Origin of the sequence: Exiguobacterium sp. s133 (assembly GCF_018618595.1) — a bacterium.
GTDB lineage: Bacteria > Bacillota > Bacilli > Exiguobacteriales > Exiguobacteriaceae > Exiguobacterium_A > Exiguobacterium_A oxidotolerans.
In genome coordinates, this window is record NZ_JACSMK010000010.1 from 16,671 (window position 1) to 43,110 (window position 26,440).

Here is a 26,440-nt window from a genome sequence, read left to right on the forward strand (position 1 = left end):
AAGGAGGGACCGAAAAATCGGTTCCCTCCTTATTTTTGTTACGCGCCAAGGAAACTTTTCTTGAAGAACTCGAGCTGACGTTCGAGCGTCAATGGATCATTGAAGTAAAATTCTTTCGAATCGACTTCGAAGACGTGGTTGTTTTTAACAGCAGGAATATTTTTGTATGTGTCTGTTTCTGTAAACGAGTTATCTGCTTCTGCCGTCTTACTGAAGATGAGGTAATCCCCTGCATATTCAGGTAAGACTTCCGGTGATAGCGCGTAATAGCCGTCTTTTAAAGCCATTTCCGTAACTTTTTCCGGCATCTTCAATTTCATTTCCTGGTAGAGGATTTCTGTACCGCGTCCCCAGTTGTCGCCGAAGACGTAAAGCTGTTTATCGAAGCTTTCGATGACAGAGACCGTCGCATCGTCACCGATTTTGGCTTTAATCTCTGTTCCGGCGTCCGCTGCGCGTGTTTGGAAGTCTTTGACCCAATCGCGTGCTTCTTGTTCTTTATTGAGCAATTTACCGATTTCGATATGTTGTGTCAAATAGTCGACTTTGCCGTACGTGTACGTGACGGTTGGAGCGATTTCTTTAAATTTATCGATGTTTTTCGTTGTATTGTAGCCGATGATGAGATCGGGTTCGAGTTCGATGACTTTTTCGACGTTTTCTTCTGATACTTCCTGGACGTCTTTCAAATCAAACTTCGGATTCGATTTTGACCACGAATCGACACCGACGAGTGGGACGTCGAGTGCCATGACGTTTCCGGCGAAACCGGCAAGGACGACGACGCGTTTCGGATCAGCCGGGACTTCGACGTCACCTTCTTCCGATTTATAGGTGATCGTTTCTTTTTTCGTATCGGAAGACGTATCTTCTGTTTTATCTGTATTGCCGCAGGCGGCGATGACGAGTGCTAAGAGTAATAAAATCGGTAAGAGTACTAGTTTCTTCATGTGGTTAATCTCCCTTGATTAAGTTGTAGGTGACACACATCGGCTTATTCGTCCGTGGATCACGACCGATTTCGGCATCGATATGAAATACTTCTTTTAAGACGTCATGCGAAATGACTTCCTCGCACGTTCCGGCTTTGACGACTTCGCCTTCTTTCATCGCGATGATGTAGTCGGCAAAACGGGCGGCCTGATTCAAATCATGTAACACCATGACGATCGTCCGGCCTTCCGTCCGGTTGAGATGCTCGAGCAGCTCGAGGACTTCGAGCTGGTGGGCGAGATCAAGGTAAGTCGTCGGCTCATCGAGGAAGATGATATCCGTTTCCTGCGCCAGCGCCATCGCAATCCAGACGCGTTGCCGTTGACCACCGGACAAGGCGTCGACCGGACGGTGTTTGAATGCCGTCGTATCCGTTGCCTCTAACGCCCAGTCAATGATCTCGTAATCATGTTTCGTTAAGCGACCAAATCCTTTTTGATAAGGAAAACGACCGTATGAGACGAGCTCTGCGACCGTTAGACCGCTTGCACTTTCCGGTGTCTGAGGCAGGATCGCCATTTTCCGGGCAAGCAGCTTTGTACTTTCCTTCGCAATATCGAGACCGTCAAGCAGGGCACGACCAGACTGATGGGGGATGATTCGGGTCATCGCTTTCAATAAGGTCGATTTACCGCAACCATTCGCACCGATGATTGTCGTGATTTGCCGATCCGGAATCTGAACCGTCAAGTCTTTGACGATGGTACGATCTCCGTATCCGATACTGATTTCTTCTGTTGCTAGACGTACCATACGCAGAGGCTCCTTCTCGTTTAAAGCTGTTTTCATTGATAATGATTATCACTATCGTCTCCCTAACCATACCAGTCTCATAAAAACGCTGTCAACATTTTTTCTTGTCTTCAAGAGATGTTCACGTTATCATTGGGAATGAGAATGATAATCAGTCGTAGTCGAGAGCGAGGAGTGAGTGAGATGGAACAGCAGGAATTGTTTGATGTAACGGTAATTGGTGGAGGCCCGGCCGGGTTATACTCGACTTTCTATAGCGGATTACGCGGGATGAAGACGAAAATCATTGAATACCAGGCAGAGCTTGGTGGCAAGATTCATGTTTATCCGGAGAAGATGATTTGGGATGTCGGGGGACAGCCACCCATTACCGGAGCGAAGCTGATCGAGCAACTCGTCGAACAAGGCTTAACGTTTAATCCGTCCGTGCACCTGAATGAAAAAATCATTTCAATCGCAAAAGACGTATTCGGAAACTTCGTCCTCGAAGCGGAGTCGGGAGAAATTCATTATTCGAAGACAGTCATCGTCGCTGTCGGCGGCGGGATACTCAATCCCCAAAAACTGAAGATTGAAGGGGCCGAACGGTACGAAGTGTCGAACTTGAACTATACCGTCAAATCGATTGAGCGGTTTAAAGATAAGACGGTCCTGATTTCAGGTGGCGGTAACTCAGCGATCGACTGGGCGAACGAGCTCGAACCGATTGCGAAAAAAGTTTACGTCACATACCGGAAAGACTGTTTCACAGGTCACGAGGCACAAGTCGACCAACTCGTCCGAAGCTCAGCCGTCTGTCTCCTCAACACGACGATTCATAAGTTGATCGCAAGCGACGATCACCACCGGATTGCGTCCGTCGAATTGATTGATTGTGCGACGGACGTGACAAACATCGTTGACGTCGATGAAGTCATCATCAACCATGGCTACGAACGGGAAGCAGAGTTGCTCGCGAACTCGGAACTCGACATCAAACAAGTCGACGACTTTTACATCGCCGGTAACGCGTCGAGCGAATCAAGTGTACCGGGATTGTATGCAGCAGGAGATATTTTGACGCATGACGGAAAGGTGAACTTGATTTCGGGTACATTCCAGGACGCGGCAAACGCCGTCAACCGGGCGAAGCAGTTCATTGAACCGGATGCTGCCAAAGTCGCGATGGTCTCATCCCACAATGAAGTTTTCAAAAAACGGAACCGTGAATTGATTCAAGAAATGGTCAACGAAAAGTAAAAAACACCTGTCTTAAAGATCGCCCCTCGTCACATGGACGTCGGTCGTCTTTAGAGCAGGTGTTTTTTTGTTTAAGGATTAATCTTCATCTTCATGGTCGTCGTCCGAGTCATCATCTGAATCATCATCTTCGTCCTGACCTTGATCATCGTCTTGCTCGTCTTCTTCAACGTGACGGTGCTCTGATTTCGTTTCTTCGTGATCGAAGTACTCGAGTTCAATCTCCAACTCGTAAGAACCAGAGAGAGCGAATAAGCTGACGAGTTGTGCCCGTAATTCCTCTTCCGTCATCTTCGGATGTGACTCGATGAACTGAATCAATTGGCGGACACGGGTTTCATCGACCGTTGCGTCATTCGTTTTGACACGCAGCTGACTCTTCTTCTTTTTAAACTGGTATTTAATCTGACTTTGCGTCGTCTCTGTCGCGAGAGCAATCTTCATTTTTTTCAGCATATCTTCATAGCGGTGACCGACCTTGTTGCGTTCTTTGCCATCGAGAATTCCATCACCATCAGAATCCCGTTTGTATGGTTTTGTCCCAAGCTCGAGTTCGATGGCGTTAGTTAAGCCATCACGGTCCGTATCTTCATGTGCGTCGCTGATCTTATCGCGGTCGCTGTCTTTCTTCCGTGGATTGAGTTTGAGCTTATATTCGGTGTAGTTGCTTAAGCCGTCATGGTCCGTATCTTGCTGCGCAAGTTTTTTCCCTTTAAGCTTGTACTTCTTTTCCCAGTTGTCATGGATTCCGTTCTTGTTGCGGTCATGCTTCGATGTTTTACTCTTGGCATCGATTGAGCCGAGCGGCGTCAGCATCAACGCACAAGCGAGGCCGGCAGTAACGACATAATTGATTTTTTTCATGTGAACGTAGTCTCCTTTTGTGAACTTCGGTAACTGGCAAGCATAGCTTGAAGCGGTAGCCCCTATAGTTTTGCGTCACCACATTTCTGTGGGTTTGCCCGTTCGATTCCGGTGAAGAACCGTATATTCAGTATAAGTGATTTGTTTCTATGGATAGATAAGGGTTTTTGATAATGAGTCAGTAAAATATATGTTTTGTACGAAGGTTAATTCATGAAAGAGATGCATGCGAAAAGATTTTTCTTCTCGTGCTTTCCTCGGGCGAGGCGTAAGCCGTTGCTTCTTGATTCTAGCGAACAAGAAGCAGGGTCTTACTTGCCTCTGACAGCGCAAGGGGTCTTGCGCTTTTTCCCGTAGGAGTCACGAGAAGTAACTCTTTTTTTGGTCACTTCGATTATTTCGAAACGGGAACAAGCTGACGATAGCGCGTCTAAAAAACTGTTCGCCTGATTTTCCATAAGGATACAGTGAGCAAGAGACAAAAAAATCCGCCCTTTCACGAACTGAATCGGTCAAGAGGCGGACAGGTTACTTATTCTTTATCATTTTTTTTGTTTTGTTCCTTCTCAATCATCTTCTTCGCGGCCATCCGGAAGCGGAAAATCAGATAGAGACGGTAAAAGTCGATTGCTGCGAACAGCGTCAACAGAATCGTCCAAAAGTTAAAGACGGTTCCTGCCTCGATCGAGTTGCTGTACGCGAGGTACATGAACAGAATACCGAACAGGGCATAAAATAATGCCATGAAGTTTGAGCCTTGGCGCATGAAAACACTACCTTTCGTAAGTTAAGTCATTGCATAGAGTGCGAGTACGACAATTCCGTTATTGAAAACGTGAATCGCAATCGGTGCTATGATGCGGCGCGTTTTGACGAAGACGAGTGAGAAAACAAAACTCATCGCGACATAAATCAAAAACTTGTTGTCTCCGTGGATGAACCCGAAGATAACACCACTGAGAACGAAGCTGAAGACGAAGTTCAGTTTTGTCGACAAGTTCCCGAACATAATGTGACGGAATAAAAATTCTTCCATGATCGGTCCGAGTAAGACGACCATCAGCTGTAAAATCGGGATGACTTGGATTGCTTTCATGATGTCATCCGTATTTTGTGATTTCGCGACGTTTTCGAGTCCACCAGACATCCAGGCATCAAGAAGGTTGACGCTAATCAGTAAGGCGTAAAGCAACACGATTCCGATCCCAATCCACTTTAATGTGTCGATCGGATCCGTCTGATTGCCTTCTGCTTTCCACTTCTGCCAGTCAGGACGAAGACAGAAGAACGAGACGATGACGGCAACGGTAAAGCCAATCGCAAGCCACCAGCCGAGGACACCCGGAATTTGGCTTTTTGAGAGAAAGCTCGGGAATGTTGCCGGTACGAGCTGGACGATCAAATAAATCACAATCGGAATGATGTGACGGATTTGCCACTTATCAGCCATGTTGAACGGCAGATTGACGGAATTTTTCATCGGTCGGGACACAACTCCTTTGTATTGAAGGTACTGTCCCGATTGTAACAAACAAACAGGCCGGGCGCACGAATGGTGATGGTTCAAAGATGGCGATTTCGGGAAAACGGATAAGGGTTCAGGGTTGAATTTCGATTGAAAACCGTTTAAGATAAAAATATGTTAGCACTCCATTAAAGTGAGTGCTAAAAAACAGTCATTTTCAAGGAGGATGTTTCGCATGTTAAAACCACTTGGTGATCGCATCGTGATCGAAGTCGTTAAAAAAGAAGAAACAACACTCGGAGGAATCGTTCTTCCTGGGTCAGCGAAAGAAAAGCCACAAGAGGGTAAAGTCATCGCTGTCGGTACAGGCCGTGTGACAGAGCAGGGTGTACGTGTACCACTTGAAGTGAACGTCGGCGACCATGTCATCTACGCGCAGTATGCCGGGTCAGAAGTCAAGGTCGATGGCAATGAATACTTAATCTTACGCGAAAGCGATATTTTAGCAGTAGCACAATAATAAAAGGGGGATTTCAGTCATGGCAAAAGATATCTTATTCAGTGAAGAAGCACGCCGCGCGATGCTCCGCGGTGTCGACGCATTAGCAGACGCAGTCAAAGTGACGATCGGACCAAAAGGACGTAACGTCGTTCTCGAACGTAAATTCGGTTCACCACTCATCACGAACGATGGTGTGACAATCGCAAAAGAAATCGAACTTGAGGACCACTTTGAAAACATGGGTGCGAAACTCGTCGCGGAAGTCGCGTCGAAAACGAACGAAATCGCAGGGGATGGTACGACAACAGCGACAGTCCTCGCACAAGCGATGATTCGTGAAGGACTCAAAAACGTCACAGCGGGCGCGAACCCGATGGTCATCCGTAAAGGAATCGAAAAAGCGGTCCGCCGTGCCGTCGAAGAGCTCCACGCCATCGCAAAACCGATTGAAGGCAAAGAAGCAATCGCACAAGTTGCGGCGATTTCTGCTGCTGACGAAGAAGTCGGTCAATTGATCGCGGAAGCAATGGAACGTGTCGGTCAGGACGGTGTCATCACGATCGAAGAATCACGTGGCTTCACGACAGAACTCGACGTTGTTGAAGGGATGCAGTTCGACCGTGGATATGCGTCACCATACATGATTACGGATTCCGACAAGATGGAAGCGGTGCTTGAGAACCCGTACATCTTAGTCACAGATAAAAAAATCTCGAACATCCAGGAAATCTTGCCGGTCCTCGAGCAAGTCGTCCAACAAAATAAACCGCTCTTAATCATCGCGGAAGACGTCGAAGGCGAAGCACTCGCGACACTCGTCGTCAACAAACTCCGTGGTACGTTCAACGCGGTTGCGGTGAAAGCACCAGGCTTCGGTGACCGCCGTAAAGCGATGCTCGAAGACATCTCGATCGTCACAGGGGCAGAGTTGATCACAGAAGAGCTCGGTCTTGATTTGAAAGAAACACAAATCATGCAACTCGGCCGTGCGTCGAAAGTCGTCGTCTCAAAAGACAACACGACGATCGTCGAAGGACACGGACACAGTGATTCAATCGAAGCACGTGTCGGCGCCATCCGTGCGCAAATCGAAGAAACGTCAAGCGACTTCGACCGTGAAAAACTGCAAGAGCGTCTTGCGAAACTCGCGGGCGGCGTAGCTGTCGTCAAAGTCGGAGCAGCAACAGAAACGGAACTGAAAGAACGCAAGCTCCGGATTGAAGATGCACTGAATGCGACACGTGCAGCCGTCGAAGAAGGAATCGTTGCCGGTGGGGGAACAGCCTTTATTCACGTGACGAAAGCCGTCGAATCGATTCTTGCTGTCTCAACAGGCGACGAAGCGACAGGCGTCAACATCGTCCTTCGTGCGCTCGAAGCACCACTCCGTCAAATCGCGGAAAACGCCGGTCAAGAAGGTTCAGTCATCGTCGAGCGTCTCAAACATGAAGCGCAAGGCATGGGCTACAACGCCGCGACAGACGAGTACGTTGACATGATTGAAGCGGGAATCGTCGACCCGGCGAAAGTGACGCGTTCAGCACTTCAAAACGCAGCGTCTGTTTCAGCGATGTTCCTGACGACGGAAGCCGTCATCGCCGATAAACCAGAACCAGCCGGATCTGCTCCTGCAATGCCTGATATGGGCGGCATGGGTGGAATGGGCGGCATGATGTAAGACATTTCATCTTTAAGTACCGAATCCTAGCAAATAGGGTTCGGTACTTTTTATTTGCAATAGTATACTTAATATTTGAAAGAACTACATAAACAGTATGTATCATTTTTTTAGGTGAGAAGAGAGGAGGCCATCAAGTGAATGAAATTTTAAAGGGGATGTTGACGTCAGGTACGCTCATTGTAGCAATCGGAGCTCAAAATGCGTTTGTTCTAAAACAAGGTTTATTGAAAAACAATATTTTCTGGGTAGTCCTAGTATGTTTCTTATGCGATGTGTTACTGATGTGTACCGGCGTACTAGGAGTCGGTACTGCTATTAAAAATAATACTTTTGCGAATGTCGGTCTTGCGATTGTCGGAGGACTATTTCTGCTCTTATACGGATTCAAATCTTTGCGTAATGCGTTGTCTTCATCAAGTGCAATCGACATTTCAACTGATGCCAAAATTATCCCTATTCACAAGACGATCTTACTCACATTAGCGATTACACTTTTAAATCCACATGTATATTTAGATACAGTCGTCGTGATAGGGGGAATAGCTGGGACTTTGACATTGGATCAAAAAGTTAATTTCTTAATCGGGGCCTTGATTGCATCGTTTGTATGGTTTTTGGGTCTGGGTTATGGGGCGAGATGGCTAATTCCTGTATTTAAAAAACCAATAGCATGGAAGGTTTTAGATTTTGGAATAGGTTGCTTGATGTTTTGGCTCTCGTATCAATTGATTCAGTTTGCGCTAGAAACTCTCTGAAAATTGATATTTTATCGACTACTTTTAACAAGTATAATGATTTAATACTTCTATTTAAAAATACTTTAGAATAGAAAAGTGAAACTTATTTTGATTTTTTTATGTATAGAGTTTAAAGGTTGAAAAATAAACTGTTTAATTACTTTAATGGTATAAATACTAATTTTATTAAAGGTGGATTATATGGCGAAAATTGAAATTACATCAATTGTTGAAGGCGGGAAAAAAGTTGGAAAGTTAATTAAAGATAATCAAAAAGAGATCTTAGCTGGGATGGGTGTAGCCAAAACGGGAATCAAATTATTAAAAGAGAATACGGGAAATAAAAAAGAAAATCAAATAATAAAAAAGAAGTTATCTTATAGAGAACAAATGTATAAGAAGTACGAGAATGAAATACTGCCAAAATTAGATAGTCAAAATCGACTTGAACTTTTTCAATACATAGACGACATCGAACAATATGTTCAACAATTAAAAGAAGAAGAAAAAAGAGAAAATAAACTTAAAAAGCCTTTATACGAGAAAAAAATAAAAAAATGGGACTCTCTTTTAATGCAAATTCGAAACAAAATGAGTACTAAAGATTATCTTGAATTCATTAAAATTTACAACGATCCACATTATCAAAGTAATTATTTCAAAGGGTTTGAAGGGCATGTTGAGAAATTTAAAACGTATATTGGTACTAAAGAAAATGATGCTTTCCTAAAGTATTTGGAAAAAACAACTGGTCGAGACATTGAAAAAATCAAAAAAGACTTCATGATAATAGAGTGAATTTTAAGAAATATAACCAGTTCCTGCAGGGGATACATATGATCAATCGATTCGAGGAAGAACTAGTAATCGTTCAGCTCCATACCGATTTTTTCTTTTTCGAATAATCTTTTTGGCTGAATAAGTACTTAAAATCGATGTTCTTGTAGATATCATTTTGATTTCAGAACCCTTTTTTAGACGCATGCATCGTTGTCATTCTGTAAAAATTTTGCTTCAAGTTTGGCATCTGATTCATATAGGTCGATTCATATTTTTAAGGGTTTATCTTGATAACCTCCTAAGGTTAAAAATATAAGTATTGAAGTTTTCCACCTATTGCAAATTGCAATGATTACATGATTTTTAAGTACTTCTGTCTTTCTTTATGTGCCAAAAAAAGATTAATTTTAAGAAATTATAAGACAGGTTGTGAAAGGTGGAAATCTATGAAGAAAAACGCAGAAATCACAATTCAACCTTTAACGGAACAATCCATAACTATCATCAACGACACAAATGAATCGTTCCCTATCATTGGTAAAGTCCTTCCTCGTTTTTCTGATGGCATTTGGTCTTACGAAGAACAGTTATACGATACCCTATCAGAAATCCGTTTCCCGGATGACACACTGGATTGGTCTACTTATATCGACAGCAGTGAAAAAATTGTTTTGTTAGCTTTTCATGAGAACGAATGCATTGGGCAAATCCGTCTCGTCAAAGACTGGAATCGTTTGGCCTACATTGAAAATATCGCTGTCCGAAGCAGTTTTCGGAAAAGTGGCGTCGGCCATTTGTTGCTTGAAGCAGCCGAAACCTGGGCGAAGGAACAGTCGTTGATCGGCTTATCGCTTGAAGCGCAAAACGATAATTTGATTGCCTGCCGTTTTTATGCCAAAGAAGGATTTGTGCTTGGTGGGGTAGATACGCTGAAACAGTCTGCTAATCCGGAAATTGATATCACGTTGTACTGGTATAAACTGTTTGAGAAGACTAAAGGAACTGCCGATGAACAAAGATGAATTGATCGCATTAGCGGGGCAGATGTCGATTGATGAATATGTGTACGATGAAGAATGGGGTTATTCTACGAGTGAAGGGCCGCCGTCTGACTTGGCTTATGAAACAGCACGGCGTTTTCAGGATATTCAAATGCTTCCTGTGTTAATGGACCTGCTTGAACAGACTAAGCGACTAGAAATGAAACAGTATTTCTACTTTATGCTTGGGACAATTGGGATGAATACAGGTGACGTACGTGTTGCTGATTTTCTGTTAGAACGGCTGGCGCAAGAGACGAAGCCGACACTAATTGTCAGCATCCTCGATGAACCGGCGAAACAGGAACGGGTACATGACGCGACGGATATCATCCAGTGTGTCGAGGATTCCCGTTCGGCTATTCGAAATTCGGCGATTGATGCACTCGGCTCCTGTCGGGGGGCTTTAGCAGAAGAGGCGTTAATTCGATTTATTACGACCTCCACCGATTCGTTTGAGATCATGAGTGCGAATTTTGTGTTGGCAACGATCGGGACGGAGCGGGTGATTCCGCATCTGTTACCGCTCCTCGATCATCCGAAAGGTGATGTCCGGCACTCGGCACTCAATGCCATCAGTGAACTAGGAGACGACTCGTTCCTGCCAATGTTTATAAAAGGTTTGGAGGATCGGTCGGTCGACGTCAAAGCATATGCGTTGCTCGGAATTGCGAAACACGGGGATGCATCCTCCATTCAGCCGGTCGTCAAACGGCTGAAGACTATGTTGAAGCGAAAGCGGCAGATTCAAAGCGACGATGGTCTGGTTGCACTGCGTTTTTTGAATCGCTATCGACAATCGGATAAGACGATTCCGGTGTTGTTTGACTGGATCATCACGAAAAGATGGGATGTCCTGTTTGACGAGGAACGACAGTGGTTGAATAAATATCGGACATCTCACTAAATGATCCGTTCAAGATGGATTGACTAAAGCACATAAAAAGAGGAGCCGGATGTTGAGTCCTGCTCCTCCTTTAGTGTTGCAGAAATCATTTGAATCACGCGACTCCTGCAGGAAAAAGCGCAAGGTGACTTGCGCTGTCAGAGACAAACAAGACCCGCTTTCCTGTCCAGAGAGGACAGGAAAACTGGCTTGTGTCTCGCCTGAGGAAAGCGCGTGAAGAAAAAGTGATTTCTTAATTCGTTTATTGTTCCAAGCCGTTCTTCTCAATGATGGCATCCGATAGGCGTAAATCCTTCCGGACATCCGCTTGTTTTTTACATAAATCAAGGTCGACTTCGCTTGTCGTCGAGACGTCATAACAGACACCGTTGCCGGCTTTTTCCGTTAAGTCCGCTTCATAATAATAGTTTTGATAACGGAACGAACCATCACGGAACGCCGTCACGTTCGGTTCATCATCGACGAGCGAGTTGCCCATCATGTAGGATGACTCGAGGTTGAGCAAGTCGACGATCGTCGGAGCAATATCGATTTGTCCGCCGTTTTCTTTGATGATCTTTCCGTCCTGTTGATTCGGTTTCTTGATGAACAGCGGAACTTGCCGGTCAAGTTCGAACAGGTCGACCGGGTTGTCGATTCCGGCTTTCTCCCGCAGTTCGCTGCCTTCGTTCGTCAAGCCGCTGTCGTGGTCACCGTAAAAGATCACGAGGGTATCATCCCACATGTTTTTCGCTTTCAATTCGTCAATCATCAGTCCGACGCCTTGATCGACATAATGAACGGTCTGGTAATACCGTTTCAGCATCGGATCGTCGTACCCTGTTAAGTCGAGTTCGCGTTCGTCTTTTGGAATCTCATACGGCGTATGACTCGTCAAGGCGACGAGGAACGAGAAGAACGGCTCTTGTAACGTCTCCATATGTTCGATCGACTTCGTCAAAAACTGTTTATCATTTAAGGCCATTCCGATTTCTTTGTTGTCCGGATAATCTTTATTACTGAAAAAGTGATTGAATCCGAGGTTGTCGTAAACTTTGTCCCGGTTCCAAAACCCTTTGTCGTAGGCGTGCATTGCGGCTGTGTCATAGCCGCTGTCTTTTAACAGTTGCGGTAAGGCGCCGAACTCATTGTCCGGGAAACGGGTGTAGACCGAGCCCGACTTCAACGGGTACAGCGACGTATTCGTAATGAATTCCGCATCCGACGTCCGTCCTTCGTGCGTTTGGTGATAAAACGACTCGAAGTAGAGCGACTCCTGTTTGAGTTCGTTTAAGTGCGGCGTCAGCTCCTGCCCGTTAATCATCTGTCCGATGACGGACCCTTGGAAGGATTCCAACTGGACCATGATGATGTTCGGTGTGTTGACAGCACCAGCCGTTTCATCCGGTGCGGATTGTTCGAGCCGTCGCCGCTCCGCTTCCGTCAATGATCCGTCCGGACTGATGGCCCGCGTGATTCCACGGGCGAGATCGACACCGTGATATCCCCAAAACCCGAGCTGGTAATAGTCCCGCATGTCGGAGATCGACTGGTCGAGCCGCTGCTCCTGTTTGACGACGGCATAGGTGAGCGGTGCTGCGAACAGCACGATGCCGGCGAGAAAAGCGGCAACCGCCGAACGACGTTGTTGTCGCTTCGCAACAGTAAACCGTTTCTTCCGTAAGAAGATTAAAACGAGTCCGAAGATGATGCTATCTGCGAACAGGAAAAAATCGGTCGGGACGATCAGTGCCATGAAACCACTGCCGACATCACTCATCTGCAGCATTTGCGACATCAGGGAAACGGACAGTAAATCGTCAAAGTAGCGGTAATACCAAAGATCTGAGACTAACAGGAAACTATGTAGCACTAACAGACCAAGCCAAATCCAGCGCCGTTTCTTCCACTGGATGAGCAAGGTCCAGCTCGATAACAGCAACATCCCGGCCAGGTTCAACAGGACGAGCTTAAATGAAACTTCTGTGTTCGTATAAAAGCTGAACAGCATGAACTTGAGCATGCCCAGTAGTAAATAAAATGCATAACCGAATCCGATCATCAAAGCCAACCTCCTTGTCTGTATCATCGTTGTCTAATGCTATTTACCCTATAACAAAAGCGAAGGAACATCACGATGTGCTAAAAATTGTGAAATGGTATATTCGTTTATTTTATAAAATATAAAAAAGGGGTTTGGAATAATTTGGTGAATTTATTCAAAAGAACGATATAGTAGGGGGAATAGCGATGACGAACAAAGAATTAGCGGTACGGTTTCAGACGTTCGCGGAACGCGAGTGTAAGGACTCGAGCCCTTTTTATGAGTACTTATCCCGTCACGTCGCGTGTGACACAGCGATCTTGACAATATGCCAACAGGCACGGGACGGACAACCGGTACCGAACCTCTTGTTTGGTGCCGTCCATTATCTGTTACTAAAAGGGGTCGAGCATCCGTTAGCCCGGTATTATCCGAGTGTGACGACGGACGCCGCACCGTTCGATGAGTCATTTCCGGCTTTTCAGGATTTTTGCCGGGTCTACGAAACGGAATTGATTGAGTTGCTGACGACGCGTCTCGTCCAAACGAACGAAGTCCGGCGCTGTACCTATCTCTATCCGGTCTTCGGGATGATTCATCAAGCCGAACAGCGTCCGCTCGCGTTACTTGAGATCGGTACGAGTGCCGGTCTGCAGTTGCTGTTCGACCAGTACGCATATGACTACGGAACGGGGGAGACGTTCGGAAATCCGGCGTCGCGTCTTCGTTTGACGTCGACGATTGAAGGTGAGCATGTCCCACCGCTTGCACGGACAGCACCGCCGATTGCCGAGCGAATCGGGCTTGACTTGAACACCGTTGATTTGACGGATGACGACGAACGATTATGGTTAAAGGCCTTGATTTGGACGGAACACCGTGAGCGGCTTGAACTGTTTGAACAGGCGGCACGTTACGTCGCCGAACATCCACTCGAACTGATTGAAGGGGATGGGATTCAACTCCTTGAACCATGTGCCGAGCGAATTCCGACAGCGCATATCCTCTGTATTTTCCATACCCATGTCGCAAACCAGTTACCGCTTGCACTGAAAAAAGAACTGCTCCACGTCGTCGAGCGGATTGGACAAACGCGTGACGTCTATCACCTGTACAATAACGTTCAGGACCGTTATTTGCACCTTGATCTGTACCGGGACGGGGCACTCCAGGAACAGACGATTGCTGAAACGGACGGGCACGGACGTTGGTTCAAATGGTTGTTGCCGACTGCATCCGTTCTTCCGAACTAAGAAAAAAAGAGAAGCAGGCATCGAAGTTCAGTCACAAAAAATCTTAGGATCAAGATAAAGGCGTTTTTTTACAGACAAAATGGGAAAAGATAACCTGTACATCCATTGTCCGTCACTGTCGTAGAAAAGGAGCGATTCCATGTCTAATGTGAAATTAGCAGTCATTTACTACAGTTCGACCGGTACCAATCATCAACTCGCCACGTGGGCGAAAGAGGCAGGGGAAGCTGCCGGAGCAGAAGTCCGCCTTGCAAAAGTTAAAGAAACCGCACCGGCGGAAGCGATTGCCTCGAATCCACTTTGGCAAAAACATACGGACGCGACACGTGACGTCGAAGAAGCAACCGTCGACTTACTCGACTGGGCGGACGCAATCATCTTTAGTGTGCCGACGCGTTATGGACATGTCCCAGGTCAATTCCAACAATTCCTTGATACGACGGGAGGACTTTGGGGACAAGGAAAACTTGTCGATAAAGTCGTCAGTGCAATGTCTTCTGCACAAAACCCGCATGGTGGTCAGGAAACGACCGTCCTTGCCGTCTATGCGACGATGTTCCACTGGGGTGCAATCGTTGCGGCACCTGGCTATTCGGATCCGGTGCTGTTTGCAGCAGGAGGGAACCCGTACGGAACGACGGTCACCGTCGACCAGGAAGGGAAGATGGTTGAGTCAGTTGAACCTGCCGTCCGTCATCAAGCAAAACGGACAGTCGAAGTGGCGAGCCGTCTCCTGAAGTAAGAGCGCAAATTCAAGCAATCAAAAAAGGACGATCGATAGCGTTTATCGATTGTCCTTTTTGTATGAAGTGTGTAGTTGAAATCAAGCATTCGGATGGCGCAATGGCAAGTCGACGGTGAAAGTCGATCCTTCACCTTCGATGGATTCGACGTGGATTTCACCGTCATGAGCACGGGCGATTTCGCGACAAATCGATAGACCCAGTCCAGTCCCGCCGATTTTGCGTGTATCCGAGTTATCGACCCGGTAGAATTTTTGGAATAATTCACCCATCGCAGAAGTCGGAATCCCGATTCCGTGGTCACGAATCGCGACGGAAGCCTGCGTATCGCGAACCGCTAATTCGATATCGATGGCTCCGCCGGCCGGTGAATATTTGATGGCATTGTTGATTAGGTTCCCGAACAATTGGCGGATTTTTTTCGCATCGCCTTCGATTAACAGGTGCGTTACATCGTGTGAGACAGTAATCACATGAGTCGTCGAAGAGAGACCGTGGAATTGTTTCAGGTCTTCAATCAGTTCGATTAAATCAAACGATTCAAACTCATATTCCTGCCGGTCTGCTTCCATCCGTTGTAAATCCAGGAAATCGTTAATCAGCAGAGATAAGCGTTTTGTCTCCGAGTGAACAGCTTCGAGGTAAGTCTTTTGCCGCTTCGGTGACAGCTCACGTTCGATCATCAATTCGGTAAATCCGTAAATCGATGACAAGGGTGTCCGTAATTCGTGCGAGATCGTCGAAACGAGTTCATTTTTTAAACGATCGATTTCGACTTCATTCGTGACGTCACGCATGACGAGCATGATGCCACGGAACTGACCACCATAGTGGATTTTTTCAGAATATGTTTTGATAAAACGTTTTTCCTGATCGATCGAGAACAGGATACCTTCACCGATTTCGTGCTCAATAAAGGTTTGATGCAAATAACGCTCAAACTCAGGCAGTTGGTCAACCCGGTATTTTAAATTGACGATTGATTCATCAATATCAAGCAACCAGTCGACTTCCGAATCTTGTTCGATTGAATGGTTGAATAGATCAAGTAACGGCCGGTTAATTAACTGATTGGAGCCGTCCAGTTCAATGTAGACGACGGATTCTCGGATGGAGTTTAGAAGACGGGATGTCTTCTCACGTTCACGGTCGATCTCATCAAACGTTCGCATCCGAAGCAGGGATAGGGCGAGTTGACGTGAGAAGGTCGCAAGTTCTTCTTGTTCTTGTTTGTTGAAGGCCATGTCTAAACGCATTAAATAGATATAGGCAATGATTTCATCCGTGCTCGGATCAAGAACCGGAGTAACGGCTAAGGCGCGTTCAGCATTTTGTGCCGTATGCGGTATCTTATCACGGCGCGCTTGACGGATTAATGGTTCAATCGTCGCGATCAAGGTGTCCTGTTCTTGATCTGTCATCGCGTGCGAGATGATATTGGTTACAGTCGTTCCTTCTTTAAAGATAAGTGATCCATGCGTCGACCCTGTAATTTCAACCATTTTTTCGATGACAGCAGGATAAGCCGTCACGGAGTCACGGGAAGCAAGCGTCTCTGTCAGTTGGTTCCGTATTTTTAGTAATGCTTCATTGCGTAACGTCACTTTGAGTGCTTGTTCCAAGTTATCGTTCGTCGACATCAGGCGATGCTTGTTATCAATCAGGGCGGATGCCATCTGATGAAACGATTTACTAAGTTCGCCGATTTCGTCAGAGCGTTCAATCGGAATCAGTGGTGCTGTATGTTGTCCTTGCGCGAGCAATTTACTTTCTTTACTCAGCAGTTGGATTTGACGCGTCGTCCGTTCGATGAAAGGACGAACGAGGAGTAACACGACGAGAAACAGGACTGCTAGGTTGATTAACCAGATCCAACCGGCGTATTTCGTCTGTTGAACGAGTTGGTCTTTTGCTGTTGCTTCCTTTGCGTTTAAGCTGTTTCGGTAACTCGTAAAGACACTTTCCATCGTGTTGACACTCGTGCGCATCGTTTCGCTATCGGAAGCATCCATTTTAAATTTCCGGTCAGGGTCTGACGGAATGTCTGGCATCATTGCTTTTAAACTCGGCATCTCAAGAAACGTTTCATCAATCGCTCCTGACTGTTTCGCTTGGACGTAACGGATGAGACTCGGCATGACGAATTTCGTATACGACGTATAGAGCGATCGGATGTCAGTCGCATAAATTTGATCAGCTTCATAAATCCGATTTTGTTCGAACCATTTCGTCTGGCGCTCGAGTGATGCTTGTTTCGACTCGATCACATCCATGACGGCGTCATCTCCGAAGACGACATAGCCCCTGACTTCATACTGAAGCGACTGCCATGTATCCCAGAGCTTCGTCGCGCGGTCTTCTCTGGTGCTGATATCGTCAATCCTACTTTCGGCATTAGCGACTTGATGATTTGTATAAAAGTAAGCAGCAATCGAGGTCGTTGAAAGTACAAGTAAGATAAGATAAAAAGCGAACATGATTTGCCGACTGATTTTTTTATTTAACCATTTATTCATATAATTTTTAAATGCTCCTTTACGTCAGCGTATATATGCATTAGATGTAACTTGTGTACATATTTTTCTTATCATAATCGTACATTTTTTAGACTTAAAAATATAGAAGAAAAATTAAAATATCTTTAATATGAGAAATTAACATTAGAAAAGACATACTGATTGACAGTATGCCTGAGCGTAGAATTGAACTTAGTTAAGTTAGTGTTTTACTTGAATGGCTTGGGTGAAGTGACCGGATCATGCTTCTGCGACGACGACCTTCCCAATCGTCTTCCCACTTTCGACGAGACGATGGGCTTCTTTTAAGTTTGCTGCATTGATGTCGGTCAAGGTTTTCGTGACCGTCGTTTCTAACTCCTCTGCATCGAGCCACGCCGCGACTTGCGTCAAGATATCGTGTTGGCGCATCATGTCAGGCGTTTGGAACAGGGACCGGGTGAACATGAATTCCCAGACGAAGTTCGCACTTTTCTGTTGCAGGGCACTTAAATCAAGCAATTTGTCGGTTTCGACGATGCTGCAAATACTTCCTTGCGGCGCAATGACATCGACCATCGCTTCAAAATGCTGATCGGTCGCATTCAAACAAAAGATGTAGTCAACATACGAATAACCGAGTGCTTCCAGTTGCGGGCGGAAGTCTTCGTGGTGGTTGATCGTATGGTGTGCCCCGTGTGCTTTTGCCCAGTCGATCGTTTCACTGCGCGAAGCCGTCCCGATGACGGTCAGTCCGGCTTTGTTCGCGAGTTGCGTCGCGATGGAACCGACACCACCGGCTGCACCGACGATTAAAATCGTCTTGTCGAGGTTCGACTTGGCGTCAAACGAGATATGGAGGCGATCGGTTAATGCTTCGTATGCCGTCAGTGTTGTCAACGGCAACGCCGCCGCTTCAGCGAACGTCAACCGTTCCGGTTTTTTCGCGACGATTCGCTCGTCGACGAGTTGGAACGTACTGTTTGATCCCGGACGATTGATGGCACCGGCATAATAGACTTCGTCACCGACTTCGAACCGCCCGACGTCATTCCCGACTTCGACGATGATTCCGGCAGCATCGTAACCGATGACTTTCGGTTCTGTTTCATCTTGACCATGTGCCCGGACTTTCGTATCGACCGGATTGACGGAAACGGCTTTGACTTCGACGAGTACATCATGACCAGTCGCTTCCGGACGTGGCAGTTCAAGATCAATCAAACTATTCTCTTCTGTAATCGGCAAGTGTTGGTGAAATCCAACGGCTTTCATCTGTGTCATCTGTCGTCATCCTTTCCTGTTTCAGGTATCTCTTCAAAATGTTCCACCGTGTAGCTGAAATGAAACGTCTACAGAAAGAAGGAAACACTAACGCTTTGAATGCTAATTGTGCGTCAACAAAAAAAGCCCCATCGATCAGACGACGCATTTAAAGATGCGCAGCCGTGTGAGTAAGGGGCTTTTTGAATGAGTATTATAATGCAGGTGTTTTTGTCGGGGCGACTCCAGTAGTTGCGTAAGCCGCATCGATGTCTTGGCGGATTTTTTTGATCGGTGTTCCTTGTTGGTAGGCGACGATGGATTGTGCCGCGATATCGAGACATGTCCCGCATGTGATGCCGTGTGTCGTCCACGTCGTTTCACCTGCTGCTGTCTGATCGGCGATGAAACAGTCATAGTTACTCGTATGACCGGCTGTCTCACCGCATCCGCAGTAACACGGCATCTTTTCAAGTAAGTCTTGATGCTTGGCGACGGCAAGATAAATCGTTTGGATCGATTCATCGGTTTCTTTTAAGAAAGCGGGTGCAATCGTCTTGGCACTCGTTTTTTCGAGTTGATCCCCTGCACCGTGCGTCTCGTGCTCTGCATGTTCTGTGCTCATCTGCTTGTCTGTATGTTGTTCCGCTGGGGCACAAGCGCCGAGCGCTAGACTTGCCGTCAACGTTAGTGTAAACCAACGTACTTGTCGTTTCATGAACTTCCCTCCAAATCGATTTCCTCTATCAGTCAGTATACCGTGTCGTTTAATCGATTTGAGAGGGGGATGATGACGATTTAATGACTAGCTCATTTCAATTGTTGTTCAATCGTATCGAAGTTCGCTTCCATCATCGTCAAATAGGTCGATCCGTCTTTTCCTTCGGCACCGAGTGAATCGGTGTAGAGCGTACCACCGATCGGGACGCCGGTTTCACGCGAGACAGTTTCCATGCTCCGACGATCGACGCTCGTTTCGACGAACAGGACGGGAATCTCTTGTTGTTTAATCAAGTCGACGACGCGGCGAACTTGATCCGGCGTCCCTTGGTTATCTGAATTGATTTCCCAAATGTAATCGGCTTTAAAATCGTAAGCATCGCTAAAGTATTTAAAAGCACCTTCGCTCGTAATCAGGTGACGTTGTTCTTCCGGTATCCGGGCAAAGCGTTCTTTTGCTCGCGTATCGAGTGTTTCAAGTTCTTGAATATAGGACGATGCATTTTTTTCATAATCAGCTTTATGTTCCGGGTCTTCTTTAATGAGACCGTCTTTGACATTTTCGACATACTGAATTCCGTTTTGAAGATCGAGCCATGCATGGGGATCGGTTTCCTGTTCTTTCCCTTTAGATGTCAGGTACTTCGGATCGACACCTTGACTCAGTTCATAGACAGGAGCATCTTTATCGTCTTTGTTCGTACTTGAACGTAATTTGTTGAACCATGAACCTCCAGCTTCAAGGTTGAGTCCGTTGTAAAAGACGACATCGGCATCTGCCATTTTTCGAACATCCGTCGGAAGTGGGTCATATTCATGCGGGTTTGCTCCGATTTTGACCATACTATGGACCTCGACGTGTTCACCGCCGACGACGCGGGCCATGTCCTCTAAAATCGAATAGGTCGTGACGACCTGAAGTTTATCGTTGTCTGTTGATTCACTTGAACATCCAGCGAGTAGCGCGCTGAGACCGACGAGTGGAATGAGCGTTTTTAATTTCATGAAGCAACCTCCTTTGTTGATGTTTTCCATTTCCGCATCAAACCGTGGCGCGGGGAAAAAATGAAGACGAGCGCAAACAATGCGGTTGCGACGAGAACAATCGACGCACCGGAAGACAGATTGTACGTGAAGCTCAAGTAAAGACCGATGATGGCGGAAATCGTTCCGAAGCTGGCCGACAGGAAAATCATCCGTGAGAGCCGGTTCGTCAACAGATAGGCTGTCGCAGCAGGCGTAATCAGCATCGCGACGACGAGAATGATGCCGACGGTCTGTAAGGAGGCGACCGTGACGAGCGTCAACATCATCATCAGTAAATAATGGATGAATCGTGTCGAAAGACCGTAGGCAGCTGCCATCGTCGGGTCGAACGAGGTCACGAGTAATTCCTTGTAAAAGAGATAAATGCCACCGAGGACGATGATACCGATGATGAGGGTCATCCACATATCACTCGGACGGACGGCGAGCACGTTACCGAACAGGATGTGGTACAGGTCGCTGCTACTGCGTAAAAATGAAATCAGGATAATCCCGAGAGCGAAGGCGGACGTGAAGAGAATGCCGATCGCTGTATCATTCTTGATACGACTGTTTTGGCTGACGAATCCAATCCCGAGTGCCGTCAGCAGACCCGTTGCGACCGCTCCGATGAAGAAGTTGATTCCAAGCAAGTAGGAAATCGCGACACCGGGTAAGACGGCGTGCGAAATCGCGTCGCCCATCAAAGACATGCCGCGCAAAATGATGAAACATCCGATCACGCCGCAAATCACACCGACCATGATGGACGTGATGAGTGCTTTTTGTAAAAAATCGTATTGAAAAATCGCTTCGATGAAATTCATGAGGAGACCTCCGCTTTCTTCAAGAAGGCAAGTGGATTCCCGTAAGCCTCTTCAATCGTATCTGCTTGCAAGACCTCTTCCGGTCGACCGTACGCGATTACCGTCTTGTTAAGGAGTAATAATTCGTCAAAATAATCAGCTGCCTTACTCAAATCGTGATGGACGACGATGATCGTTTTGCCTTCGTCACGCAACGTGCGCAGGAGATCGATGATGACACGTTCACTGACGACATCGACACCAACGAACGGTTCGTCGAGTAATAAAAGTTCAGCTTCCTGTGCGAGCGCACGAGCTAAGAAGACCCGTTGTTGCTGTCCACCAGACAGTTCACCGATTTGGCGGTCGGCGAACTCACTCATGCCGACGCGTTCAAGACAAGCACTCGCAAAAGCGCGGTGGTGTTTGTTCGGTCGTTTGAACAACCCGAGCTTCGGATAACAACCAATCAGTACGGCATCGAGGACACGAATCGGAAAATCCCAATCGATGGCACTCCGTTGTGGGACATAGGCGATTTGAGTTCGCGTCGCATCAATCGTTTGTCCGAGCAGGGTGATTTTTTTAGCTTGCGCAGGAATCAACTCCATTAAGGCTTTGATGAACGTTGATTTCCCGGCCCCGTTCGGACCGATGATGCCGACGAGCTGACCGGATAAAATGTTTAACGACACATCTTCAAGTGCCGTCGTCTCAAAATAGGAGACAGATAATTGTTCTACTTCTATCGCGTACATCGTACATGCTCCTTTCAAATTTTAATGAAGGTATAAAAAGTTTCCTTAGGGCAAAAAAAGAACTAAAAAAATTAGATTGCATAAAGTCATGTATCATTCGTTAAACTATAAATGTTTCCTTAGGGCAAACTTTAACGGGTTTGTCTGCAAATGTCAACTGGATTCAAAGGGGGGAGCTTTTGAACATCTCATGCTAAGATATAGAAGGAGAAAACGTGGGGGTGGTAACGTGAGTCAGTCGAATGAACAACAGTGGAAGTTATTGTTGCTGGATGCGCTGTTAAAAGAGCGTCGTGAACAAGCACAACAAGCGATTGAGGAAGTCTATCCCTATGACTTAGCAAAGCTTTATGTTGAGCTAGAACCAGTCGAGCAAGAACGGCTGCTTCGTTATCTCGATCACGAGCGTTTAGCAGATGTCATTGAGGAACTTGAGCTTGAACAACAATTAGAAGTCTTGCGTCGACTCGATGTCGAACATGCAGGTCACGTAATGGACTTGATGGAAAACGATGATTTAGTTGACCTCTTAGAAGAGCTGCAAGAAGAGGAAGTCGACCGCCTTCTGTCCGGTATGCGTCAGGATGAAGCGCTCGTCGTCCGAAACCTGCTGACCTATCCAGTCGAGACAGCCGGTCGCTTGATGACAAACCGTTTTATTTGGGTCCCGGAAGACTTCACGGTCGGAGAGACCGTCGAAAAGATGCGTGACTATATCGAGTATTCGGAAACGATTAATTATGTCTACGTCGTCAATCAGTTGAGTGAACTCGTCGGTGTCATCTCATACCGGAATTTAATTCTTGCGAATAATGCCGAGCAGATTGGTGACGTCATGGATCAAAAAGTCATCCGTGTATCGGCTGAAACCGATCAGGAAGATGTCGCGAAGATGTTCGAACGCTATGACCTCGTTTCGTTACCTGTCGTCGAAGGCGATGTACTCGTCGGTCTGATTACGGTCGATGATGCGTTAGATGTTTTACGGGAAGAAGCGAATGAGGACATCGAGAAGCTGGCAGCGTCCGGTAAGTCGATTGATTTTGAGACGAAACCACTGATTGCCGCAACACGTCGGTTGCCTTGGTTGATTTTATTACTGTTCATCGGCCTCGTTTCCGGTTCGATCATCAGTCAGTTTGAGGAGACACTATCGAAAGTCGTTGCGCTCGCCTTCTTCATGCCGATGATTGCCGGGATGACCGGAAACACAGGAACGCAATCACTTGCGGTCGTTGTCCGGGGGTTGATTACACGGGAAGTCGACAAAAAGGTCGTTACGCGTTTGATTTTACGGGAATTCCGCGTCGGTTTAATCATCGGGGTGACGTGTGGAATTTTAATCGCCATCATTGCCTATGTCTGGCAGGGAAATCCGATTCTTGGTCTCGTCGTCGGTAGTTCGTTAATCATCACGTTGATTTTCGGAACGCTCGCCGGGACAATCATTCCGCTGATTTTGCACCGGTTGAAGATTGACCCGGCGATTGCCTCGGGTCCACTCATTACGACGCTCAATGACATCTTGTCGTTACTCGTTTATTTCGGGATTGCGACTGCCTTTATCAATCATTTGATGTGAAACATTGAAGAAGCACGCCTGACGATTTGTCAGGCGTGCTTCTTTCGTGTAGACAAAGTTGTAGTCGTGAAAGGAGAGCGTCGTTCATTTCGTTGCTTTCCCCGCAGGAGTCAACGAAACATGATGCTTTTTAGGCGTGTCGCTTTGAAGACGAGAAAGCGCTATAAGGCAGTATACCTACATGAACTCTTCGACCTCGATAAGCGATACATCGCCTGAATCAAGGTGTCATCCGTGTCCAAACAGCGAGCGGACCGATATCATCAAATCCGGCTTCGAGTGCTGTGATCAGTTGATCGCCATACTCGTAGCCAACGATTCGTTGCCCGGGAAAATGGGCTGAACTGAGCCGAATGACATCGTCCCATAAGCGCTCGTCTAGATAATCCGATGTTAAATGCGAAAGTCCCGTCGTCTGTCCGTTCGAAAAAGCGATAAAGGCAGCTTGTTGTTGATCGGAGAAAAACAGGCGGACCTCTTTTCGATTGAATAGGTCACGTGGTAAGTCATGGACGTCGACGAGCTTGAAAAACTGTTCTGCAAGCCGCACGTTTGTCACGACCGTCCAGTCAGGCGGCAGGGCCAGACGATCATAAATCGGTTGGCGTGCAATCCACTCTGCTGTAAAGAGATGAGTCAGACCGTCTTTTGAAAAATCATAGCTCGCCGTACAATCTTTGATACTGCTTGCTGTATCGAACGTCAAGTGTTGATGGGGCGTCCGAATCATCACTTCTGGATACAGTGCAGGCACGTCTCCGGTCGCAATCCATTGATCGTCCGTTTCCTTTACGGTACAGCCGTGGAGCTCACAGATGAGCCGACACCAGTCGAAGTTGTTTTGAATCGCGGCTTGTCGCATCGGACGTTCTCCCTTCATCAATCTTCGTCGGGTTGCTTAATCAATACGTACGAGAGGGTAGCAATCAAGGTCAGGAACAGACCGCATCCAATCGTAATGTAGGCCATCGTGAAGATTTTACTAAGTGTCGTCGTCGGGACGAACGTCGGGTGACCGATCGTACTGAGCGTCGTGATGCAGAAATAGAGAGCATCGACGATCGATAAATTTTCTTCGGTGCTATAGAAAATTGTTCCGGAAACTAACGTCAACAAACAGAGGAACAGGAGTCCCTGGAAATAAGAAATCTGAAACGCTCGTCGAATGCCTTTGAACAACCGTGAAAAAATCGCTAAAAATGAAATCATACAAATCTCCTTAATGCTGACGCAATGTTTTGTCCATCGTATCATGAATCCGGTAATCATTTTTACCGTTGTTTTTGACGTCATACATCGCCTGGTCTGCATGGTGAATCAATGTATCAAGGTTGATCCCGTGGTCAGGTGAAAAACTGATCCCGATACTCGTTCGGATGTCGATTAATTCTTCAGCTAGCGTGAAAGGATTGACTTGGAACCGCTCGAGCAAGGACGTCGCGAAGTGGTGCAGCTGTTCTGGTGTCTGGTCATAGAGCAATAAGAAAAATTCATCGCCTCCGACACGTGCCGCAAATCCGATTTCTGCAACATGTTCTTCTAGCAGCTGTGCGATGTGAATTAAATATTCATCACCGATTTGATGACCGAACGTATCGTTGATCGCTTTGAATCCGTCGAGATCGACGACGGCAATCGAGCAACTCGCGTGTTGTAAGAGTTCCGCCGCGGCTGTTTCGTAAAAGCTGCGTCGGTTCGGAATCTTCGTCAAGGGATCGTTATAGGCGAAGAAACGAATCGCTTGTTCCGCCTCTTTCGAAGCTTGAATGTCACGAATGAGCAACATCCCATGCAGTTCTTGTTCGATGAAAACGAAATCCCCATCCATGACGACATACCGTTCCTGTTTTTGAATCGTCGCGACTTTCGTTTCGTATTCGATGAATTGATTAGAAGAGTCAAAGTGGTGTGTGTAATGTTCGAGCCAGTCCGTTCGCTTGTTTTGCGGCAAGTAATCAAGGAACGACTGTCCGACGAGTTCCGTTTCTTCGAGCAGTTGATAGGCGGCCGGATTAGCACTTTCGATGACGCCACTGCGGTCTAGAAGAACGATGGCTGATGGGTTCAAGTTGTAGAGTGTCGCGAAGCGTGTTTGATAAGAAGCCAAGAAATCAAATCGACGCATTGACATCGTGATGGCAGCCGCCCAAAAGAGTCCGCCATACATATACGCATACGGTGGGATCTTGCCGTAAAACGAAAAGTAACCGAACAAAATGTTCCAGATGAGTGTGAGCGAAGCAGCGAAAATCAGTAAGGTGATAATCCCCCGCCGCGCATCGTTTAATTGTTTGCGTGTATAAACAAGTAACGTGAAGACCAAGGTGTGAAACACGTTTCCGACGGTGATTGTAATTAAATAAGATGAATTGAATTCTGGGTAGATGAACAGACCGACTTGTTCAAAACGTTGGCTGTTGATGACATTCGTTTGAAAGAGATAAGTTACGAGGACGATGAGCATCGGTGCATAAAAAATCCCGGGATACAAAAAACGGGGGATTTTTTTTCGAAGATTTGAGACACGAAAGATAAAGTGAAGAGACGTACTAAATACAAGTAATCCGGCATTTCCGAACCAGTACGTCACGAAAGCCGGACTCATTTCAATCGGCGAAGCATTTCGGAAAAATTCGCCTAAGAACATCATCCCGTAAGCAAATGTGAACAGACTTAACAGGCGGTGTTCCGCTCGTTTCGGATTGCGTAAGAAAATGTCGACGGACATATAAAACATGATGAACGTGGGTAGTAGATAAACCGCGGTAAACAAAAATAATGTCGTCATGACAAGACCGCCCTTTCTAAGC

Annotated in this window: 25 protein-coding genes and 1 riboswitch; of the genes, 10 read left to right on the forward strand and 15 right to left on the reverse strand. The window is 46.5% G+C overall.

Features of this window, described 5'->3' with window-relative positions; translation table 11 throughout:
* Positions 1-38: 38 nt before the first annotated feature.
* Positions 39-950, reverse strand: a complete 912-nt coding sequence (locus KNP96_RS12660) for an iron-hydroxamate ABC transporter substrate-binding protein (protein WP_029331865.1) — start codon at positions 948-950, stop codon at positions 39-41.
* Between the two features lie 4 nt (positions 951-954).
* Complete coding sequence (locus KNP96_RS12665) at positions 955-1,746, reverse strand: ABC transporter ATP-binding protein (protein ID WP_029331864.1); 792 nt, start codon at positions 1,744-1,746, stop codon at positions 955-957.
* Positions 1,747-1,929: 183 nt separating this feature from the next.
* Here KNP96_RS12665 and KNP96_RS12670 point away from each other — a divergent pair, with 183 nt between their 5' ends.
* The gene (locus KNP96_RS12670) at positions 1,930-2,985 is read left to right on the forward strand and encodes an NAD(P)/FAD-dependent oxidoreductase (RefSeq protein ID WP_088838031.1); all 1,056 of its coding nucleotides are present in this window, start codon (positions 1,930-1,932) and stop codon (positions 2,983-2,985) included.
* Positions 2,986-3,063: 78 nt separating this feature from the next.
* Here KNP96_RS12670 and KNP96_RS12675 read toward each other — a convergent pair whose 3' ends face one another.
* From KNP96_RS12675 to KNP96_RS12685, 3 genes are all read right to left on the reverse strand, one after another.
* Positions 3,064-3,849 carry a hypothetical protein gene (locus tag KNP96_RS12675; protein WP_214771023.1) on the reverse strand — a complete coding sequence of 262 codons (786 nt, stop codon included), beginning with the start codon at positions 3,847-3,849 and terminating at the stop codon, positions 3,064-3,066.
* Positions 3,850-3,874: 25 nt separating this feature from the next.
* Positions 3,875-3,958: riboswitch (cyclic di-GMP riboswitch) on the reverse strand.
* 423 nt (positions 3,959-4,381) lie between these two features.
* Positions 4,382-4,615 carry a DUF4305 domain-containing protein gene (locus KNP96_RS12680; protein WP_029331862.1) on the reverse strand — a complete coding sequence of 78 codons (234 nt, stop codon included), beginning with the start codon at positions 4,613-4,615 and terminating at the stop codon, positions 4,382-4,384.
* A gap of 21 nt (positions 4,616-4,636) precedes the next feature.
* Positions 4,637-5,329, reverse strand: a complete 693-nt coding sequence (locus tag KNP96_RS12685) for a CPBP family intramembrane glutamic endopeptidase (protein WP_088838027.1) — start codon at positions 5,327-5,329, stop codon at positions 4,637-4,639.
* A 220-nt stretch (positions 5,330-5,549) separates the two neighbouring features.
* Here KNP96_RS12685 and groES point away from each other — a divergent pair, with 220 nt between their 5' ends.
* The 6 genes from groES (at position 5,550) to KNP96_RS12715 (ending at position 10,961) form a co-directional block, all read left to right on the forward strand.
* Positions 5,550-5,834, forward strand: coding sequence for a co-chaperone GroES (gene groES / locus KNP96_RS12690; RefSeq protein WP_029331860.1), 285 nt, complete (start codon positions 5,550-5,552; stop codon positions 5,832-5,834).
* Positions 5,835-5,853: 19 nt separating this feature from the next.
* The gene (gene groL / locus KNP96_RS12695; RefSeq protein ID WP_159173269.1) at positions 5,854-7,494 is read left to right on the forward strand and encodes a chaperonin GroEL; all 1,641 of its coding nucleotides are present in this window, start codon (positions 5,854-5,856) and stop codon (positions 7,492-7,494) included.
* Positions 7,495-7,631: 137 nt separating this feature from the next.
* On the forward strand, positions 7,632-8,252 hold the full coding sequence (locus KNP96_RS12700; protein WP_214770932.1) for a LysE/ArgO family amino acid transporter: 621 nt from the start codon (positions 7,632-7,634) through the stop codon (positions 8,250-8,252).
* A 183-nt stretch (positions 8,253-8,435) separates the two neighbouring features.
* Positions 8,436-9,032 (forward strand): hypothetical protein, encoded by a 597-nt coding sequence (locus KNP96_RS12705; RefSeq protein WP_214770934.1) that lies wholly within the window; start codon positions 8,436-8,438, stop codon positions 9,030-9,032.
* A 428-nt stretch (positions 9,033-9,460) separates the two neighbouring features.
* Entirely contained in the window at positions 9,461-10,036 is a 576-nt protein-coding gene (locus tag KNP96_RS12710; protein ID WP_088838023.1) for a GNAT family N-acetyltransferase, read from the forward strand.
* Positions 10,023-10,961, forward strand: coding sequence for a HEAT repeat domain-containing protein (locus tag KNP96_RS12715; protein ID WP_214770936.1), 939 nt, complete (start codon positions 10,023-10,025; stop codon positions 10,959-10,961). The genes KNP96_RS12710 and KNP96_RS12715 overlap by 14 nt, the downstream gene beginning before the upstream one ends.
* 241 nt (positions 10,962-11,202) lie before the next feature.
* Here KNP96_RS12715 and KNP96_RS12720 read toward each other — a convergent pair whose 3' ends face one another.
* Positions 11,203-13,002 carry an LTA synthase family protein gene (locus tag KNP96_RS12720; RefSeq protein WP_214770938.1) on the reverse strand — a complete coding sequence of 600 codons (1,800 nt, stop codon included), beginning with the start codon at positions 13,000-13,002 and terminating at the stop codon, positions 11,203-11,205.
* A 188-nt stretch (positions 13,003-13,190) separates the two neighbouring features.
* Here KNP96_RS12720 and KNP96_RS12725 point away from each other — a divergent pair, with 188 nt between their 5' ends.
* Both KNP96_RS12725 and wrbA read left to right on the forward strand, forming a co-directional pair.
* Positions 13,191-14,237 carry a DUF2332 domain-containing protein gene (locus tag KNP96_RS12725; RefSeq protein WP_214770940.1) on the forward strand — a complete coding sequence of 349 codons (1,047 nt, stop codon included), beginning with the start codon at positions 13,191-13,193 and terminating at the stop codon, positions 14,235-14,237.
* Positions 14,238-14,376: 139 nt separating this feature from the next.
* Positions 14,377-14,979: an NAD(P)H:quinone oxidoreductase gene (gene wrbA / locus KNP96_RS12730; RefSeq protein WP_088838019.1), complete on the forward strand. Its 603-nt coding sequence runs from the start codon at positions 14,377-14,379 to the stop codon at positions 14,977-14,979.
* Between the two features lie 81 nt (positions 14,980-15,060).
* Here wrbA and KNP96_RS12735 read toward each other — a convergent pair whose 3' ends face one another.
* From KNP96_RS12735 to KNP96_RS12760, 6 genes are all read right to left on the reverse strand, one after another.
* Positions 15,061-17,496: a HAMP domain-containing sensor histidine kinase gene (locus KNP96_RS12735; protein WP_214770942.1), complete on the reverse strand. Its 2,436-nt coding sequence runs from the start codon at positions 17,494-17,496 to the stop codon at positions 15,061-15,063.
* Positions 17,497-17,736: 240 nt separating this feature from the next.
* Entirely contained in the window at positions 17,737-18,759 is a 1,023-nt protein-coding gene (locus KNP96_RS12740; protein WP_214770946.1) for a zinc-binding alcohol dehydrogenase family protein, read from the reverse strand.
* Positions 18,760-18,952: 193 nt separating this feature from the next.
* Positions 18,953-19,456, reverse strand: coding sequence for a PCYCGC domain-containing protein (locus KNP96_RS12745; RefSeq protein WP_214770949.1), 504 nt, complete (start codon positions 19,454-19,456; stop codon positions 18,953-18,955).
* Between the two features lie 92 nt (positions 19,457-19,548).
* Positions 19,549-20,463 carry a metal ABC transporter substrate-binding protein gene (locus KNP96_RS12750; RefSeq protein ID WP_088838015.1) on the reverse strand — a complete coding sequence of 305 codons (915 nt, stop codon included), beginning with the start codon at positions 20,461-20,463 and terminating at the stop codon, positions 19,549-19,551.
* Positions 20,460-21,311: a metal ABC transporter permease gene (locus KNP96_RS12755; protein ID WP_029331835.1), complete on the reverse strand. Its 852-nt coding sequence runs from the start codon at positions 21,309-21,311 to the stop codon at positions 20,460-20,462. Before KNP96_RS12755 ends, KNP96_RS12750 begins: the two co-directional genes overlap by 4 nt.
* Positions 21,308-22,048, reverse strand: a complete 741-nt coding sequence (locus tag KNP96_RS12760) for a metal ABC transporter ATP-binding protein (protein WP_214770951.1) — start codon at positions 22,046-22,048, stop codon at positions 21,308-21,310. The genes KNP96_RS12755 and KNP96_RS12760 overlap by 4 nt, the downstream gene beginning before the upstream one ends.
* Positions 22,049-22,277: 229 nt before the next feature.
* On the opposite strand from KNP96_RS12760, the gene mgtE reads away from it, so the two are divergent.
* Positions 22,278-23,630 carry a magnesium transporter gene (mgtE, locus tag KNP96_RS12765; RefSeq protein WP_088838012.1) on the forward strand — a complete coding sequence of 451 codons (1,353 nt, stop codon included), beginning with the start codon at positions 22,278-22,280 and terminating at the stop codon, positions 23,628-23,630.
* 220 nt (positions 23,631-23,850) lie between these two features.
* Here mgtE and KNP96_RS12770 read toward each other — a convergent pair whose 3' ends face one another.
* The 3 genes from KNP96_RS12770 to KNP96_RS12780 are packed head-to-tail and all read right to left on the reverse strand — an operon-like array spanning position 23,851 to position 26,418.
* Positions 23,851-24,492 (reverse strand): hypothetical protein, encoded by a 642-nt coding sequence (locus KNP96_RS12770; protein WP_088838011.1) that lies wholly within the window; start codon positions 24,490-24,492, stop codon positions 23,851-23,853.
* Positions 24,493-24,509: 17 nt separating this feature from the next.
* Positions 24,510-24,839 (reverse strand): potassium channel family protein, encoded by a 330-nt coding sequence (locus KNP96_RS12775; RefSeq protein WP_029331830.1) that lies wholly within the window; start codon positions 24,837-24,839, stop codon positions 24,510-24,512.
* Positions 24,840-24,849: 10 nt separating this feature from the next.
* On the reverse strand, positions 24,850-26,418 hold the full coding sequence (locus tag KNP96_RS12780) for a GGDEF domain-containing protein (RefSeq protein ID WP_088838010.1): 1,569 nt from the start codon (positions 26,416-26,418) through the stop codon (positions 24,850-24,852).
* Positions 26,419-26,440: the final 22 nt, after the last annotated feature.